The sequence below is a fragment of the Bacillus cereus genome (genome assembly GCF_002577405.1).
Classification (GTDB): Bacteria; Bacillota; Bacilli; order Bacillales; family Bacillaceae_G; genus Bacillus_A; species Bacillus_A cereus_AU.
On sequence record NZ_NULR01000020.1, the window covers coordinates 16,627 to 34,148 of the forward strand.

Below are 17,522 nucleotides of genomic sequence, written 5' to 3' on the forward strand. Positions count from 1 at the left end.
ACTATGCTACTATATTTTTTTGTTGTAGAGCAGAAAGGCTATATTCATCAGCTGCTTTATAACCTTTAGATAATAAATCATTGATGTAAAGTTTGTTGTAAATGAAGCAGAATACTAGGTTAGAGAATCCGAATGTAAACATGCCAGCGACTAAAATGATTAGAAACCATTTCCAGTCTCCACGGAATATAGCAGGGAAAAAACCAAAGAAAAATACAGTCCAACTAAAACCAATTTTTGCTTGTTTAATTTGGCCTGTATTTTCATTTTTAAGCATAACCTTCATAGAAAAAGTCCTCCTAAGTAAATAAAAATAGAATAAATGCAAATTATAGTATATCAAAATAATATATTTTTGAATATTATTATTTTGAAGTTTGTAATATTGAGATTATCCAATTCAGAATATTGTGGAAAGTAACTGACTGAAGTACTTATAATAAAAGTAAAAAGATGATGAGATGGTGGAATGATGCAAAAGAAAAAACGTTGGCGTGAATTCTTTGGAACAATTGCAATTGCATGTTTATTGATGTTTTTGGCGAAAATTTTCGTGTTTTTTCCTACGACTGTAAAAGGAGCATCTATGAGGCCAACGTTACAAGATGGGGATAAGGTGATTGTTAATAAGTTAGCAAAACAATTTGAAAGCTATGAAAGAGAAGACATTATTGTTGTGAAGACAGATAATTTTTATGTGAAAAGAGTGATTGGCTTACCTGGTGATATAATTGAGATGAGAAACGATCAATTATATGTGAATCATGAAGTGAAAAATGAAGAGTATTTGCATAGTAATAAAAAACAAGCGGAAAAAAAACTTATGAATTTAACAGAGGACTTTGGACCGATTACGGTTCCTAAAAACAAGATTTTTGTTATGGGAGATAATCGCTTAATAAGCAGAGATAGTAGAAATGGTTTAGGGCTTATTGATAGAGAGGATGTATTAGGAAAGTTAGCAGCTATCTATTATCCATTTGAACATATGAAAATAATAAATTAAAGTAAAAAACCAAGCAAATTGCAGTTTGCTTGGTTTTTTCTGTTAAACAGTAGGAGATTCATTAGATACAAAGATGTCTTCATGTTTCTTAGTAGTACTTAAAACGAATTTATGTTGTAGCAATTGTAGTTTAAATAACGCTAAAGGATCATGATATGTTTCTGGATTGCTTCTTAGCGTTGCTAATGTTTGTTCATCTTCCTGTATCTCAAATTGAGCAGTTTCTACATTTTGTTTCAATATACTAAGTGGATCTTTAAAGAACATCATGATATCGCGTTCTAATGCCCCTTCAAATACTTCAAATTGAAGGAAGAATTGTTTTGAGATTGCTTGAGCAATTTCTGTATAGTCTTCCGTTTCAATATATTGTTTATATTTGTTGGCTAGCATAGATTGGTTTTTCTGCATATTACCAAATAGTTTTCCAGCACTTTTTAAGAAAAATTGTGTCGGTGTAAAGCGTAATAAAATATTGATGTTTGTTACTGTAATTCGATTCGTCATTCGTACAACATCTCGATTCCAATCATCTAATAATTTGAAATCACAAGGAAGTTTCATACGTTCTTCTTTATAGAGTTTATTGAAAGTTTCACTCATTTCATCTAAATAAGCTTGTGCTTGAATAAATTCATTATGAGCTGTTTCAATCCACTCTTGAATAGACCCAGTAAATTTAGGAAGAAGTACTTGTTGTACATGTTTTTGAATTCGTTCGTTCATTGCAGTATTTAATTCTTCATGAACTAATTTAAAATCACTATCTTCTTGAACAAGGTCAGAGCAACTCTGTAATAATTCAGGGATTTGAGAATGTATATCTCGTGTAATTTCTTCTTTCGTTAATAGATAAGAGTCTGTAATCGAACGAATTTTGTCTTTTTCAAGAGCAGTAAGATTGTTAATAAATCCATTAAGTTTTACTGAGATATGTTTATTCCAGCGTACTGCTTTCACTAATGTATTTTCTAATTCTACACGCTCATTCACAAGGTATGCGATTGTTTTTTGAGTAAACCATATTAGTTTTTCTATACGTTCTTGCTCCATGTTGCGTTCTGCGAGATTAGAGAGAACGGACTCTGTTACATCCCCAAGTTGCTGGCTACTCTCTTGTGAAGGAGAGTATGGGAAGAATTGTGCATTTGGGAAATGAACTTTAAGTTTACTAATTAGTTTTTCATTAGTAGTCGCATTATTTGTGTGTAATACGAAATGAATTTTTAAGTTTGGCACCTGTTCACGTAAATAAAGTAATGTATCAAGTTCTTCACCATGTAATGGGGAAGCGGAATTTAATACGTAAAGGAGGCTGTCTGCTGCTTGTAAGTATTCAAAATATGGGCTATTTTTATCCAATTGTCCCTGAATAGATGGTGTAACAAGAAATGCAAACTTATTTTTTCTTAAAAATCTACTTGGTAGCTTAATTTCTATACATTTTTTCTCAAGTTCTAACTGGGAAGATGTAGCCATTATTTGATGTAATTCATCAAAGTTCGGTATATTTCGTACATCTAACTCATTGAATTCTGTTATTTCAGTTTGGCTATCGTCTTTAAATAAAATAGGAGTTGTTAAAGTCTCAGTTAAGATGTTCTCTCCTAAGATGGAGTTGACGAATGACGCTTTATCATGGTCACTAGTTCCCGCTATTAGTAGTTGTGTAACATTTAAATCGCATAGTTCATGGACGAGTAGCGTAAATTGATGGCTTAAATCTACATCATTTTTCTCGGCCCACACAGCAATTGTTTCGAATAAATGAGAAACAGTTTCCATATTTACATTTGCTTCAGTTGATGAATTAGAAAGTAAGGCACCAGCACTTTTTACGAGTAATGATTCTAAAGTTGTAGGTGATACTTCATTCCATGCTAACACTGCGGCAGAGACAATTAGAGAATCTTTTGTTTTCATTAAACTAAACCAATTTGTTAATAAATCAGGTACAAGTCCTTGTAATTCATGCATAAAATGTTCACCAGTAATTAATGCAAAGTAAGTCTCTTGATAGCGAGAAGAGATTTCATACCAATCATCATTATTATCTGTTTCAATATGTAAGAATAAGTGATTTATCGTTTGAATCCAAGGTAGATACAATGTGTCATCTTGATAGCTATTCCAAAGAGCAATAACAAGTTCTTTAAATTGTACTTGATCAATTGTATATAAAGCTTTTAAAGATTCATAGAAATATTCTGGTTTAATTTGTTTAGTAAATCCTTGGTTCACATAATTGATTAAAGTATCGAACCAGTGTAATGAGTTTGTTCGAATTCCTTCTTGAACTGCAAGTTCGATAGCGTTATTCCAATCTTCTTGTTTTTCATAGAAAGAGCGAGCAATTGCAGTAATATTTGGATAGTCAGGTTGAAATGCAACAGCCTCACTAATGGTTTTAAACGCTAGTCCTAAACGATCTTGTTCGATATAAAGAGAAAGGAGTTGTAAGGAAACTTCCATCGTAAGAGTTGTATCTTCTGTTTGAATAGATTGATACATTTCTTCCGCTTTTGGTAAGAACCCTAGTTCAAAATAAGCATCTGCAATATTTTTGGTTGCCCAAAGCGCAAGGTCGTTATTTACTTTTTCCCACTTAAATATGGCCGCTTCAAAGTCTTTATTTTGGTAATAAAATTCACCTTGAGCAAAGCGGATATTAGAAATGTTGGAGAATTCATTTTGGGATTCATTTATATAGGCTTCACCGAGTACTTCCGATACTGGAATAGAAGTTTCTTCTGTTAAAAATGTTTTATAGTAAACTTTTTGTATAAATTGATTTTCAATGGTCATGTTCGTTCCCCCCTGTATAATTTAGAAAAATGATGTTGTATGTAAAAGGGCGCATGTTCTTTTAATAGGTAGAAGTTGCATTATATAGACCAAACTATGTTTTTGCTAGATATATCATTTTTCCTGAGAGTTAAACCGTTGCTAAAAGTAACTTTCCTTTATTGTAACAAAAAAACATGCATATGAATTTTTATTTTTTAATCCCGCTATTTGCGGGCAGTAAACGCCCAATTGGTGAAGGCTAATAGTCAGTGGAGGATGAAGAAAATACCCACTGATTAAAGTTTCACTTTATCTCTCCTAAAGGAATGGATAGAAGTAGAGTTCGTTATAAAAACAATGTATATTGAATATGTATACCATGTTTGTCTTAAAGATAGAACGGGCACAATATGGAATAACGATCGTGCATAGGATGTGTCTTCCGAATGGAACAACATATTGGCGAGTTAATCGCGCATTATGGGTATTTTGGAATTATTATAGCTTTGGCTGGTGGGATTGTCGGATTACCGATACCAGACGAGTTTTTATTGACCTTTGTTGGTTATAATATTTCAAAAGGAGTTATGTCAGGGGCAGCTGCGTTTCTAAGCGGGATGGCGGGTGCGATGTTAGGTATTACATTAAGTTATATATTAGGTTTAAAACTGGGTCTTCCTGTTTTAAAAAAATATGGACCGAAAATTAGAATTAAAGAACATCACATTGAAAAAACACATATTTTATTTGAAAAATACGGCCCATTTCTTTTAATGATTGGTTACTTTATACCAGGAGTACGTCATTTAACAGCATATTTTGCTGGAGTTTCGAATTTAACATGGTGGCGTTTTTGTTTATATGCTTACGGCGGTGCACTCATTTGGATAAGTGTTTTTATCGGGCTTGGCTGGAAGTTAGGAGAGAAGTGGCGCTTCGTTGAGTATAGTCTACATCATTATGGAATATGGATTTTAATCATTTCAGCAGTTGTTGCATGTATTGTATGGTTTTACATAAAGAAAAAGAAAAACCGCTAATAGCGGTTTTTTAGCTGAAAGCAATAAATAGTACACCAGCTGTAATAAAGACTACACCAATACCAGTCATAAAGTTTAACTTTTCACCTAATATAATCATAGCGAGAATAATGGAAAAGACGACACTTAATTTATCGACAGGGGCGACTTGTGAGACTTTTCCTGTTTTTAAGGCAAGAAAATAAAATAGCCATGAAGAAGCACCTGCAACCCCACTTAATGTGATAAATAGCAGTGCTTTTTTATTTAAGAGAACATCACCGATATTTTGAAATTTACCTTGTATAATAATAACTCCAACCATAAATAAGGCCATAATAATAGATCGAATCGTGGTTGCAACATTGGCATCGATTCCATCCAAACCAATCTTTCCGAAAATAGATACAAAGGCAGCGGCAACTGCTGATAATAGTGCGAATAATAGCCAAGAACTCATAGTAAAATTCCTCCAATCGTACATTATTATACGTGAAAATCATTCTCATGTATAAAGTGAAGCTTTAATCAGTGGGGGTGTGTTCATCCCCACTGATTATTAGCCTTCATCAATCGGGCACTTACGGGCAGTTGATCTCCTACCTAACTTCTTTGTTCCACCTGAATTTTGAGGTGGGAGTTTTACTTCCCACAAATAGCGGGATAAATAACGAAATAATCCCCACCTTATTTTTTTAATAAGGTGGGGATTAGTATACTACTCTGCAATTTCCTCATATAAAAAGTACGTTACATTATAAATATGCTCTACTTCATCGTCCGTCATAAATAATAATTCGTCACGTTCAATTCCTTTTTTCTTTTCAATAAACTCAATCATGTTTTTTCGTTCTTCTCTTTTCATCAATTTTATTTCCCCTCTCAATCTGTTTTAATACAGTTTATTTAAGTTACTGCTATTATATAACAGAATCTTTAGAAAGTTCCACCTATTTTATTGTTTTTTTAGTGGAACTTTTCGACAAAACAAGCCCACCTAAGGGGGCTTGTTTTCACTTTATAGTCGTAAAAACTCGGGCTCAGTCGTACCAGCACCATCGATGTAATAAATTGTGTCGGGATTGATTTTTATTAGTACGTAATTAGGGTCTTCAGCACCAAGTAACCATCGTTTTAAGCTATTATTCCAAAACTTATTTTTTAATGTTGAGTCTTCTTCGATTGAAGCTAAGCCTTCAACTTCAATATAGTCTTCATCTAATTTTTTTCCTTCTCGTCCGAGTAGTACATGTACATTTGGATTGTTTTCAATATCTGTTATCTTTTTTGATTTTCGATCTGTTGCAACATATAACACAAAATCTTCGTGGAAAAACATCATAAAGGCGCTATGTGGTTTATCGTTACGTACAGTTGATAACACACCAGTTCTTTGTCCGTGAATAATCGTCGCGATTTTTTCTTTTAAGTGCATACTTTTAACCTCTTTTCATAATTTATAATTTTCTTCGTTTAAACAAGATAATTTAAATATCTTTCATACTGTTTTCTTCAATCTGATTTTTTAAACGTAATTGTGATGAAATGGGACAAGTTAGGAGAAGAATAATAATAATAGTGAGAAGAAATACATACGATGAAAGGATGAAAAGCATGTTTAATAAAATATTTCTTATAGTAGCACTTATAGGCGTCCCACTTTCTGTACTCGGAAAAACAATGCATTGGCCCCAAACAATTATGTTTGCTGTATATTGTATTACTATTATCGCATTAGCGGGCTTTATGGGGAGAGCAACAGAAAGTTTGGCAATTGTTTCTGGCCCTAGAATAGGGGGATTATTAAATGCTACTTTCGGTAATGCCGTTGAACTGATCATTTCAATTTTTGCACTTCAGGCAGGATTAGTTGAAGTGGTGTTAGCTTCTTTAACAGGTTCTGTACTTGGGAATTTATTACTAGTAGGAGGGTTATCTTTCTTTGTAGGAGGGCTTAAATACAAAAGACAAAGTTTTAATGTGTATGATGCAAGGCATAATTCAGCTTTATTAATATTTGCTGTTGTCGTAGCTTTTGTTATTCCGGAGATTTTTTCGATGAAGATGGATGCTGGAAAGACATATCAATTAAGTATCGGTGTTTCTATTATTATGATTATTATGTACCTTGCGGCGTTACTGTTTAAGTTAGTTACGCACCGCGGTGTATATCAACATAAGAGTGATGAAGTAGCACATGAGGAAGAACCAGAGTGGTCGAAAGGTAAAGCTTTACTTGTTTTAGCAATAGCAACAATTGCAGTAGCTTATGTGTCAGAGGCACTTGTGCATACATTTGAGACAGTTGCAAAGTCGTTTGGCTGGTCAGAGTTATTTATAGGGGTTATTATCGTGGCAATTGTTGGGAACGCAGCAGAACATGCATCTGCAATTATTATGGCTTATAAAAATAAAGTAAATATTGCAGTTGAAATTGCAGTAGGTTCTACATTACAAATCGCTATGTTTGTTGCTCCGGTATTGGTACTACTTTCCATGTTCTTTGCACAAAAGATGCCTTTAGTATTTACAGTACCAGAACTTGTTTCCATGATTACAGCCGTTTTCTTAACGATTGCGATTTCAAATGATGGAGATACAAACTGGTTTGAAGGAGGAATGCTTTTAGCGGCGTATATCATTATGGGAATTGGTTTTTATTTATTATGAAAAATAGGCATAACAATTGTGCCCAGAGAAAACAATAAACAAAGTAGTATATATACCTTTACGTAGGAAGGAGCCAGACAGGTGAAACGAGTATACAGCATATGTCTTTCAGCCATGGTCTCGTTTATTTTATTATTTCCTAACAGTAGTTTTGCAAAGACAACGGTAGAAACAAAAATGCCTTCATCTGTTTTAAATATTTCAAAAGACAATACGTTTCCAAACGATGCGCAAGATATGCCGCGTTTGCAGCCAAGTAAGTTTGCTCAAGAACTATTGAAAACAGCCAATATTAAAATTGAAAACCCTGATTTAATTCGAATGTTTAATGAAACAACCATTTCAAATGCGCCACTTGCGGTAGGGTACCGTGCGAAAATTTATTTAGGCCAATGGGCTTTAAATTATGAATCGATAGATACATCAATTAATTGGGAATATAAGCAAGTGAATCGCAATGTGTATGATAATCGCGGAGGAGATCGATTATATCCACTTCGTTATAAGCAAGAAACGCAAAGGACAGTTGAGGGTGATTTAACAGCAGACATGAAAGATGCCACAGATGTGAAAAAAATGATGCTCCTAAAAGCACTTGAAAAGGTACAATTGCCCCTTTCGTTTAAAACGACTATTGGTTATGGAACGGGACATGAGCGTGTGTACAATATTAGTCCGAGTCAACTCGGATATTTATACGCTTATACACCAGCGGTAAATGAAAAAGGAAAAGTAACATTTGGAGAAGTGTACCTTGTGTTAAAGGGAAATCAAAAAAGGCTTGTTGTAAAAAATATTACTTCTCAAGGAATTGGAGCAGCAATTCCAATTCATGATCATTTATATTTTAAATTCATTTCTTCTTCTCACTCGCAATAACATGAAAAACGTCAGCTTATAAGCTGACGTTTGTTATTTATAATGTAATGTGTGATTTTTTTGATAAGAAATCTTCTGTTGGATAGTAGCTGTTTTTTACAAGAACATTTGGTCCAAGGCATTTTACTGCAGGACAGTGACAGCTTAATGATTTTGCTGTTTTTGAAGCACTCCATTTGTCATAAGCTTCTTGTAGTGTGTTTGTTTGTATGTTACCTAGAAGCGGAACGTCACCGAAATCGGTCACGATAATGTTTCCATCAAAAATATTGACGTTTAAACGAGAACGACCGTCTGGATCATTACGGACAGTTACATTTTTGCTTTCTTGTAATTTTTTAAATGTAGCTACGTCTCGCTCGTCATCGCTGCAAGCGTAAAAAGGTAATGTCCCGAATAACATCCATACATTTTCATCGCGAATTTCTAGCAAATGCTCAATTGCATCACGAATTTCAGCTTTTGTTAAAATTTCTAAATTGCTCGCGAAGTCACTTGGATACATTGGATGTACTTCGTGACGTTTACAGCCCATCTCTTCAACAATTTGACGATGAATATGTTCAATATGTGGTAGAGTTCTTTTGTTTAACATCGTTTCGGCTGATACGAGTACACCTGCATCTGATAATGCTTTACTATTTGTAATCATTCTTTCAAATAATTTTGCACGTTGTTCATACGTAGGTTTACGCTCCATCATTGCAAATCCGCCTTCAACGAAGTCATCAATTGTTCCCCAGTTATGAGAAATATGCAGTACATCTAAATAAGGAATAATTTGTTCGTAACGTGCTAAATCTATAGTTAAGTTTGAGTTGATTTGAGTGCGAACGCCTCGGTCATGAGCGTATTTTAAGAGTGGTGTTACATAGTTGTCGACGGATTTTTTTGAAAGCATAGGTTCTCCGCCAGTAATACTTAAAGAACGTAAATGAGGAATCTCATCTAATCGTTTTAATAAAAGATCCATCGGAAGCGGATTTGGGTCTTTCGGCTGTAACGTGTAACCAACAGCGCAATGCTCACAGCGCATATTGCATAACGTTGTCGTTGTAAACTCAACATTTGTTAATAGTAGTTTGCCGTACTCTTCAAGGTCCATATACGCTTCCCATGGATCGTAAGAAGGAGTAATCGGCTTCATTTTTTGTGATATCGTCATATGAAATACTCCTTTGACTATTGAAATAACAATTTGTCCATTCTCTATAATAGAAGAATATGTACTTTTTATAAAGTGAAACTTTTTAGCGGAAAAAGAGAGAGGGCTTACATTATAGCGGATGACCGTGACAAAATTGATGAAATTTCATGCCCATAGCAATCATTTTTGCGGTATAATAAAAGCAACTCGAATTAAAAGGAGAGTGCCTTCATGGGAAAAGCAATTCAAGATAAAGATACACAATTAGTATATTTAAAAGAACGTCTAAATATGTTCATTGAAGTAATTGATACAATTGAACCTGAAGAAGTAGAGTTAGAAGATGTAGATCGTCTTCTTGCGATGTTAGATGAATTAGAATTAAAATGTGAGCAATTTAAAAAAGACGAATAATATATTAAAAAGGCTGCCAATACAAAATTGGTAGCCTTTTTCTGTACGGATAATAGAAGGACGGTAGAAAAAGAGGTATAATCAAGTTGTGAAAAATTTCATTTAACCTTTAATGGCGTGAAATAAATAAAAAAGCTGAAGAGTGTAATAATGGAATTTTTATCTCATAACGTTTTGGTAGCGTTCACAATTGAGGGGGAAGTAACAATGGAAAAGCTTCAAGAAAGCATGTATCAACTAATTGTTGAAACGTCAACGAACTTACCGAAAGATGTTCGTCGTGCAATTCAACAAGCAAAGGAACGAGAGAATGCAGGGACTCGTTCTGCGATGGCACTTGGCACAATTACAAATAATATTAAAATGGCAGATGATAATATCTCGCCGATTTGCCAAGATACAGGGATGCCAACGTTTAAAATTTATACACCAGTTGGTGTGAATCAATTAAAACTGAAGGAAGCTATCTATAGTGCGCTTGAGCGGGCGACAAAAGATGGTAAACTTCGTCCCAACTCTGTTGATTCTCTTTTTGGAGACAATAGTGGAAACAATTTAGGACCAGGTACACCAGTTATTAAGTTTGAGCAATGGGAAAAAGATTATATTGATGCACGTTTAATTTTAAAGGGCGGCGGTTGTGAGAATAAAAATATTCAATATAGCTTACCGTGTGAATTAGAAGGACTTGGACGCGCAGGTCGTGATTTAGAAGGAATTCGTAAATGCCTTCTTCATGCAGTATATCAAGCGCAAGGTCAAGGCTGTAGCGCGGGGGTAATCGGCGTCGGTATCGGGGGAGACCGCACATCAGGTTACGAATTAGCAAAAAATCAATTATTCCGTACATTAGATGATGTCAATCCAGTACCAGAGTTACAAAAACTTGAAGAGTACGTATTAGAGAATGCAAATAAGCTTGGCATTGGTACGATGGGATTCGGCGGAGAAACAACTTTACTTGGTTGTAAAATTGGCGTATATAATCGCCTGCCAGCTAGCTTCTATGTATCTGTTGCGTATAATTGTTGGGCATACCGACGTCTTGGCGTAACGATCCATCCTGAAACAGGAGAAATTATGGATTGGTTATATCAAGAAGGTGACGATACACTTCAGCACGAAGCACAAGAAAAAACAGAGCAACGTGAGATTGTACTGCAAGCACCAATTACAGAAGAGCAAATTCGTGAACTTCGCGTTGGTGATGTTGTAACAATTAATGGCATGATGTATACAGGGCGTGATGCAATCCATAAGCACTTAATGGATAACGATTGTCCAGTAGACTTAAATGGACAAGTTATTTATCACTGTGGTCCAGTTGTAGTGAAAGACGAGAATGACAATTGGCAAATTAAAGCAGCAGGCCCAACGACAAGTATTCGTGAAGAGCCATACCAAGGTGATATTATGAAGAAGTTCGGCATTCGTGCTGTAATTGGTAAAGGCGGTATGGGTGCAAAAACATTAGCTGCTTTAGAAGAACACGGTGGTGTTTACTTAAATGCCATTGGTGGCGCAGCGCAGTATTATGCGGAATGTATTAAAGAAGTGAAAAATGTTGACTTCTTACAATTCGGTATTCCAGAAGCAATGTGGCATTTACGTATTGAAGGCTTTAAAGCAGTTGTAACGATGGACTCTCACGGGAATAGTTTGCATGCAGATGTTGATAAAACATCACTTGAAAAATTAGCGAGCTTTAAAGAGCCAGTATTTAAGTAAATAAAAATGCATCTCGAATGATTCGAGGTGCATTTTTTGGCATATATAGAAAAACATGTTCAGCATGAAAAAAAGTAAGGAAACAGAAACTACAGGTACGATTATATATGGAAAGGAGACTATTTATGAAATATAAATGGTTATATATAGGTCTCATTTTTTCAATTATGATGGCACTTGTTCCAGTTTCAACATTTGCTTATACGAATACCCCACATAACTGGGGAATCCCGCGTCCTAAAAATGAAACAGTACCAGATGCAGGGAAGTTATATACAGAATTACTACAAAAAAATGGTGGTTTTTACTTAGGAGATACGAAGAAGAAAGACATTTATTTAACATTTGATAATGGATATGAAAATGGCTACACAGAACAGATTTTAGATGTATTAAAAGAGAAGAAAGTGCCAGCTACTTTCTTTGTAACAGGGCATTATATTAAAACGCAAAAAGATTTATTATTACGAATGAAAGATGAAGGACATATTATTGGAAATCATTCTTGGAGTCATCCTGATTTTACAGCGGTAAATGATGCAAAACTTCGTGAAGAATTAACAAGTGTAACGGAAGAAATTAAAAAAGTAACGGGTCAAAAAGAAGTGAAATATGTACGTCCTCCGCGCGGCGTATTTAGTGAAAGAACATTAGCTCTTACGAAAGAAATGGGCTATTATAATGTATTTTGGTCACTCGCATTTCTGGATTGGAAAGTAGATCAGCAAAGAGGATGGCAATATGCGCATAATAATGTAATGACGATGATTCATCCAGGATCTGTTTTATTACTTCATGCGATTTCAAAAGATAATGCAGAAGCGCTTGCGAAAATCATTGATGATTTGCGCGAGAAAGGGTATCATTTTAAAAGTCTAGATGACTTAGTAAAAAGCAATCAACCGTAAGCATGTATGCTTGCGGTTTTCTCATGCTATAATGATGTGTAAAAAGGATGGGGAAACGTATGTGGAGCGAACATGTTACGTTAGAGTATCCGTACCACTTTGAAGAAGTGCTAAAGCGTTTATCTTTTGACCCATTAAACGTTATTCAATTAGATGAGAAAGTCATGTATATTCCGCTTTGTATAGACGAAGAACAGATTGTTGTTCGTTTGCAAGGGATTGGTACCGTTCAAAATCCACAGTTTTGGATTTCTAGTCAGACAGGAGATCCAGAGAAAGTAATGAAACGAATGAGGTCCATTTTTCATTGGAATGATTCGTTTCAAGATATACAAAATCATTTTTTAAACACATCATTACGTCCACTATTTGAAATGTATGCCTATACTCCAATTATTTTAGAATTCGATTATTTTGCGTGTTTACTTCGCTGTATCATTCATCAACAAATAAATTTGAAATTTGCTACTGTGTTAACAGAACAATTTGTAAAACGATATGGAATAGAGAAGAACGGTGTATTCTTTTTCCCCACTCCGGAAATAGTAGCAAATATTTCAATAGAAGAATTGAGAGAGCAGAAGTTTAGTCAGCGGAAGGCTGAATATATAGTAGGATTAGCAAAACATATTGTAGACGGTAAATTAGATTTAGCGAGTATAGAAACCAGGGCGGAAGAAGAGGTTTCGGCACAATTGTTACCAATTAGGGGGATTGGTGCATGGACAGTACAAAACTTTTTAATGTTTGGGCTTGGACGGAAAAATATGTTTCCAAAAGCAGACATCGGAATTCAGCGCGCAGTGCAAGGTATATTTCAATTAGATGATAAACCGGATGATGCATTTTTAGAAAACGTGAAACAAGAGTGTGAACCATACTGCAGTTATGCAGCGTTATATTTATGGAAAAGTATAGAGTAGAGGTGTAATAATGATACAAAAGCAACATGAGAGTAAGTTGGAAGTTGGTCAAACGTTCCCAGTGACAATTAAACGTCTTGGGATTAACGGAGAAGGCGTTGGTTATTTTAAGAGACAGGTTGTTTTCATTCCAGGGGCATTACCAGGAGAAGAAGTTGTTGCTGAAACAACGAAAATTCAGCGTGGCTTCGCTGAAGCGAAAGTGAAAAAAATTCGTAAATCGTCACCACATCGTGTGAAAGCACCGTGTCCAGTATATGAGGAGTGTGGTGGCTGTCAGCTGCAACATTTAGATTATAAAGAACAATTAAATCAAAAACGTGATATCGTTGTACAAGCATTTGAGAAGTACATGAATAACACTTTGGAAGAGAAAATTCGTCCGACACTTGGCATGGAAAATCCATGGCATTATCGTAATAAGAGTCAATTACAAGTGGGGCGTAAAGACGAGAAGGTTATTACAGGGCTATATAAACAAAACTCACATCAGTTAATTGATATCGCCCATTGTATGATTCAACATAAAGCAACGAATGAAGCGACAAAAGTTGTGAGACGTATATTAGAAAAATTAAATGTTTCTATTTACAATGAGAAAAAACAAAAAGGTTTAGTACGCACAATTGTAACACGTACTGCAGTGCAAACAGGGGAAGTACAAGTCACACTTATTACAACAAAAGAAGAGTTGCCAAATAAAGAACAATTTATTGCAGAAGTACAAAAACAGATGCCAGCTGTTAAATCAATTATGCAAAACGTAAACTGGCGTAAAACATCTGTTATTTTTGGTGATAAAACATTTAAATTAGCTGGAAAAGAAGTAATTCAAGAAACACTTGGTGATTTATCATTTGAATTATCAGCACGTGCATTCTTCCAGTTGAATCCAGAACAAACAGTTGTGTTATATGATGAAGCGAAAAAAGCAGCGGCTTTAACAGGTAATGAGAAAATTGTAGATGCGTATTGTGGTGTCGGTACAATTGGTCTTTGGCTTGCGAATGATGCAGCGGAAGTACGCGGTATGGATGTAATTCCAGAAGCGATTGAAGATGCAAAGAAAAATGCAAAACGCCACGGATTTACTAATACGAAATATGAAGCTGGTAAAGCGGAACAATGGTTACCAAAGTGGGTAAAAGAAGGATGGCGTCCAGATGTAATTGTTGTCGATCCACCACGTACAGGTTGCGACGATAAATTATTGGAAACAATTTTAAAGGTACAGCCGAAGCGAGTTGTATACGTATCGTGTAATCCTTCATCGTTAGCACGTGATGTGAAGGCATTAATGAAGAGTTATGAAGTGGAATATGTACAACCTGTTGATATGTTCCCGCATACAGCTCATGTAGAAAATGTAGTGAGACTTGTTAAAAAGTAAAGTTTATTTATATTCCCTCATGATATGAGGGAATATTTTCTATGAAGGAGAATACGATGAACAATTATAAATTAACGATTCAGTATGACGGTGCACGTTTTAAAGGATGGCAACGTCTTGGTAATAACGATAATACGATTCAGGGGAAAATCGAAAGTGTAATATCTGAAATGGTCGGGAAAGAAACTGAAATTATCGGTTGTAGTAGAACAGATGCTGGTGTACATGCTTTGAATCAAGTTGCTAACTTTCAAAGTGATGAGAAGTTAGTAGAACATAAGGTGAAAAAGTATTTAAATCAATATTTACCCAACGATATTAGCATTACGAGTGTAGAAGAAGTACAAGATCGCTTCCATGCTCGTTACAATTCTAAAGCAAAAACCTATCTTTATAAAATTTGGAATAAAGAGCATACAAATCCATTTATGCGTAAATACAGCATGCATGTGAATAAGAAATTAAATGTAGAAAACATGAAACAAGCTGCGAAACATTTAATTGGTTCACATGATTTTACTGCTTTTTCAAATGCGAAATCAAAGAAGAAGTCTATGGTTCGTGAAGTGTATACACTGGATGTAATGGAAGAGGCAGGATTTGTACTAATTAGAGTAAGTGGTAACGGCTTCCTTCATAATATGGTGAGAAAAATTGTTGGGGCATTAATTGAGGTTGGATTAGGACAATTAGATGCTGAAACAATTCCACACATTTTAGAGGGAAAACAGCGCAATCAAATTAATTGTCTTGCTGAGGCGAGTGGATTGTATTTGGAGAGTGTTGAGTTTTAATAATTAGTAAAAAAATCGAGCTGTGTAGGCTCGATTTTTTTATGGTTTGGCGTTAAGAAGATTTCTCTTTCTTCATACGCAACTTCAAATTCCAAAAAGCAGCAAGCATAATAGCTGCAAAGGAGCCGCTAATTGTTCCTAATAGCTTTGCATAAGGGAAGCTACTCATATCACCATTAAGGAATAACATCATACATAGAACGGCAGGGAGAAGGTATAAGTAGTGTAATAACTTTAATTTTTTATCATTACTCATATATAGAGCCCCTTTCTAGCATGGTATGTATTTATTATAATATTTTTTTCCATTTTTTTACACTTAGAGAAAGGTTCATTTCATATGTGTAAATGCAATTTTTTAATTCGATATTGTAAGTTTTGTCTACTCAATCCTAAAAATTTTGCGGCTTGTGAGATATTTCCTTTATTTTCTTTAAGAATTTGATTGATGTATTTCTTTTCCATTTCCTCTATTGTGTGCTTTAAAGTTTTAGGTGTATCAGTATTGTAATTAGTTAGGGAAGGATGCATATTGAATTCTTTTTTTATTAGTTCGCGAAAGCGAGTTGGTATATGAAAAGCTGTAATGATATTCTCATCTTCTATTAAGTTCATTGAACCTTCAATGATATGTTCCAATTCTCGTACGTTTCCAGGCCAATCGTATGCATAAAAGAATTCTCTTACATTTACATCTACATCCGTTACGCCGAGCCCAAATTGAATGTTATACTTCTCGATAAAGTGTTGAACAAGAGCTGGAATATCTTTTTTTCGTTCCCGTAAAGGTGGAAGACATAAAGTAACGACGCTTAATCGGTAATATAAGTCTTCTCTTAATCGATCATGTGTAATGGCTTCGAAGGGATCTTCATTGATAGTTGCTATAATACGAACATCAATTTCTTTTTCTTGTGTGCCTCCGATTCTTCGTATTGTTTTTTCTTGTATAGCTCGCAGTAACTTAGCTTGAAGTGTTGGACTTAATGAGTTGATTTCATCTAATAACAAAGTTCCTCCATTTGCTTCTTCAAATAGACCTGCTTTATCTATAGCTCCTGTAAATGCACCTCGGTTCGTACCAAATAATAAGCTTTCCATTAGGGTATCAGGTATAGCTGCACAGTTTTGTGAAATAAATGGTTTTGTTGAACGTTGACTTTCATTATGGATGCTTTGTGCAAATAGTTCTTTACCAGTCCCTGTTTCTCCTACGAGAAGTATGGATGAGGATGTACGAATTACCCTCTTTGCTTCTGTAATGACCGATTGAATAGCTCTAGAATCACCAATTATGTGATCAAAGGTAAACTTAGTATTTTGTTTTCGAGAAAGGTTCGTTTTCATTGTTTGTTTTAAATGACTAATCTCTTTTGAAATTTCAATAGCGCCTTTAATTTTTCCGTTTTCTATTATGGGGAAAGTATTGTTGATTGTCGTAATTTCTTGCCCTTTATTGTTAAAATACGTTTGTTTTATATTTTTGTTTGTTTTTCCAAGTTTTAATGCCTCTATAAGAGTACTATTTTTATTTTCTTCAAATGCAAATACTTCTAAAGGATTTTTATATAGCACATCCGAACGATCCATTGATTCAATTTCCATCATTTTGCGGTTATAGATAATCGTTTTACTTTCCTCATTAATAATATGAATCCCGATATCGAGTTCATTGAGTAAAGTTTCATATAGCATATTCATTTCAAGAATTTTTTTGAAATTGATTTCTTCTGTATGCATGTAGTATCTTCCCCTCGTTTTACCCTATGAAGACTGACTTTTTATAATTTTAATAAAATTCTTATAAAATCGCAAAATTTTTTTGCTATTTTTCTTTTAAAACTTTTCAAATGATAG

Annotated in this window: 18 protein-coding genes; 10 read left to right on the forward strand and 8 right to left on the reverse strand. The window is 34.6% G+C overall.

Features of this window, described 5'->3' with window-relative positions; all coding sequences use genetic code 11:
- Position 1: 1 nt before the first annotated feature.
- Positions 2–286: a hypothetical protein gene (locus tag COC96_RS22645; RefSeq protein ID WP_000867041.1), complete on the reverse strand. Its 285-nt coding sequence runs from the start codon at positions 284–286 to the stop codon at positions 2–4.
- A 183-nt stretch (positions 287–469) separates the two neighbouring features.
- Between COC96_RS22645 and lepB the strand changes: the two genes are divergently transcribed.
- Positions 470–1,006 (forward strand): signal peptidase I, encoded by a 537-nt coding sequence (lepB, locus tag COC96_RS22650; RefSeq protein WP_098268538.1) that lies wholly within the window; start codon positions 470–472, stop codon positions 1,004–1,006.
- A 42-nt stretch (positions 1,007–1,048) separates the two neighbouring features.
- Here lepB and COC96_RS22655 read toward each other — a convergent pair whose 3' ends face one another.
- Positions 1,049–3,811 carry a tetratricopeptide repeat protein gene (locus COC96_RS22655; protein ID WP_098769407.1) on the reverse strand — a complete coding sequence of 921 codons (2,763 nt, stop codon included), beginning with the start codon at positions 3,809–3,811 and terminating at the stop codon, positions 1,049–1,051.
- 428 nt (positions 3,812–4,239) lie between these two features.
- On the opposite strand from COC96_RS22655, the gene COC96_RS22660 reads away from it, so the two are divergent.
- Positions 4,240–4,833: a DedA family protein gene (locus COC96_RS22660; RefSeq protein ID WP_098268536.1), complete on the forward strand. Its 594-nt coding sequence runs from the start codon at positions 4,240–4,242 to the stop codon at positions 4,831–4,833.
- Between the two features lie 10 nt (positions 4,834–4,843).
- Here the strand turns inward: COC96_RS22660 and COC96_RS22665 are convergent, their stop codons facing one another.
- The 3 genes from COC96_RS22665 to COC96_RS22675 form a co-directional block, all read right to left on the reverse strand.
- Complete coding sequence (locus COC96_RS22665; protein ID WP_098268535.1) at positions 4,844–5,272, reverse strand: EamA family transporter; 429 nt, start codon at positions 5,270–5,272, stop codon at positions 4,844–4,846.
- A 258-nt stretch (positions 5,273–5,530) separates the two neighbouring features.
- Positions 5,531–5,677: a BH0509 family protein gene (locus tag COC96_RS22670; protein ID WP_000817786.1), complete on the reverse strand. Its 147-nt coding sequence runs from the start codon at positions 5,675–5,677 to the stop codon at positions 5,531–5,533.
- Positions 5,678–5,830: 153 nt separating this feature from the next.
- Complete coding sequence (locus tag COC96_RS22675) at positions 5,831–6,247, reverse strand: pyridoxamine 5'-phosphate oxidase family protein (protein WP_097903395.1); 417 nt, start codon at positions 6,245–6,247, stop codon at positions 5,831–5,833.
- Positions 6,248–6,426: 179 nt separating this feature from the next.
- Between COC96_RS22675 and cax the strand changes: the two genes are divergently transcribed.
- Together cax and COC96_RS22685 are read left to right on the forward strand one after the other, a co-directional pair.
- Positions 6,427–7,482, forward strand: a complete 1,056-nt coding sequence (gene cax, locus COC96_RS22680) for a calcium/proton exchanger (protein WP_142340031.1) — start codon at positions 6,427–6,429, stop codon at positions 7,480–7,482.
- A gap of 81 nt (positions 7,483–7,563) precedes the next feature.
- Positions 7,564–8,361 (forward strand): YfkD famly protein, encoded by a 798-nt coding sequence (locus tag COC96_RS22685; RefSeq protein ID WP_098268533.1) that lies wholly within the window; start codon positions 7,564–7,566, stop codon positions 8,359–8,361.
- Positions 8,362–8,398: 37 nt separating this feature from the next.
- Here COC96_RS22685 and yfkAB read toward each other — a convergent pair whose 3' ends face one another.
- Entirely contained in the window at positions 8,399–9,526 is a 1,128-nt protein-coding gene (yfkAB, locus tag COC96_RS22690; protein ID WP_097903398.1) for a radical SAM/CxCxxxxC motif protein YfkAB, read from the reverse strand.
- 213 nt (positions 9,527–9,739) lie between these two features.
- Here yfkAB and COC96_RS22695 point away from each other — a divergent pair, with 213 nt between their 5' ends.
- From COC96_RS22695 to truA, 6 genes are all read left to right on the forward strand, one after another.
- Positions 9,740–9,922 carry an SE1561 family protein gene (locus COC96_RS22695; RefSeq protein ID WP_000513558.1) on the forward strand — a complete coding sequence of 61 codons (183 nt, stop codon included), beginning with the start codon at positions 9,740–9,742 and terminating at the stop codon, positions 9,920–9,922.
- Between the two features lie 207 nt (positions 9,923–10,129).
- Positions 10,130–11,650 (forward strand): class I fumarate hydratase, encoded by a 1,521-nt coding sequence (gene fumA, locus COC96_RS22700; RefSeq protein WP_097903399.1) that lies wholly within the window; start codon positions 10,130–10,132, stop codon positions 11,648–11,650.
- A 125-nt stretch (positions 11,651–11,775) separates the two neighbouring features.
- Positions 11,776–12,558, forward strand: a complete 783-nt coding sequence (gene pdaA, locus COC96_RS22705; protein WP_098268532.1) for a delta-lactam-biosynthetic de-N-acetylase — start codon at positions 11,776–11,778, stop codon at positions 12,556–12,558.
- 59 nt (positions 12,559–12,617) lie between these two features.
- Complete coding sequence (locus COC96_RS22710; protein ID WP_098268531.1) at positions 12,618–13,481, forward strand: DNA-3-methyladenine glycosylase family protein; 864 nt, start codon at positions 12,618–12,620, stop codon at positions 13,479–13,481.
- 10 nt (positions 13,482–13,491) lie between these two features.
- Positions 13,492–14,871, forward strand: a complete 1,380-nt coding sequence (gene rlmD, locus COC96_RS22715; protein ID WP_000615191.1) for a 23S rRNA (uracil(1939)-C(5))-methyltransferase RlmD — start codon at positions 13,492–13,494, stop codon at positions 14,869–14,871.
- Between the two features lie 56 nt (positions 14,872–14,927).
- Positions 14,928–15,665 (forward strand): tRNA pseudouridine(38-40) synthase TruA, encoded by a 738-nt coding sequence (gene truA, locus COC96_RS22720; RefSeq protein ID WP_098769411.1) that lies wholly within the window; start codon positions 14,928–14,930, stop codon positions 15,663–15,665.
- Between the two features lie 52 nt (positions 15,666–15,717).
- Here truA and COC96_RS22725 read toward each other — a convergent pair whose 3' ends face one another.
- On the reverse strand, positions 15,718–15,921 hold the full coding sequence (locus COC96_RS22725) for a hypothetical protein (RefSeq protein ID WP_098268529.1): 204 nt from the start codon (positions 15,919–15,921) through the stop codon (positions 15,718–15,720).
- An 80-nt stretch (positions 15,922–16,001) separates the two neighbouring features.
- The gene (locus COC96_RS22730) at positions 16,002–17,405 is read right to left on the reverse strand and encodes a sigma-54 interaction domain-containing protein (protein ID WP_098268528.1); all 1,404 of its coding nucleotides are present in this window, start codon (positions 17,403–17,405) and stop codon (positions 16,002–16,004) included.
- Positions 17,406–17,522: the final 117 nt, after the last annotated feature.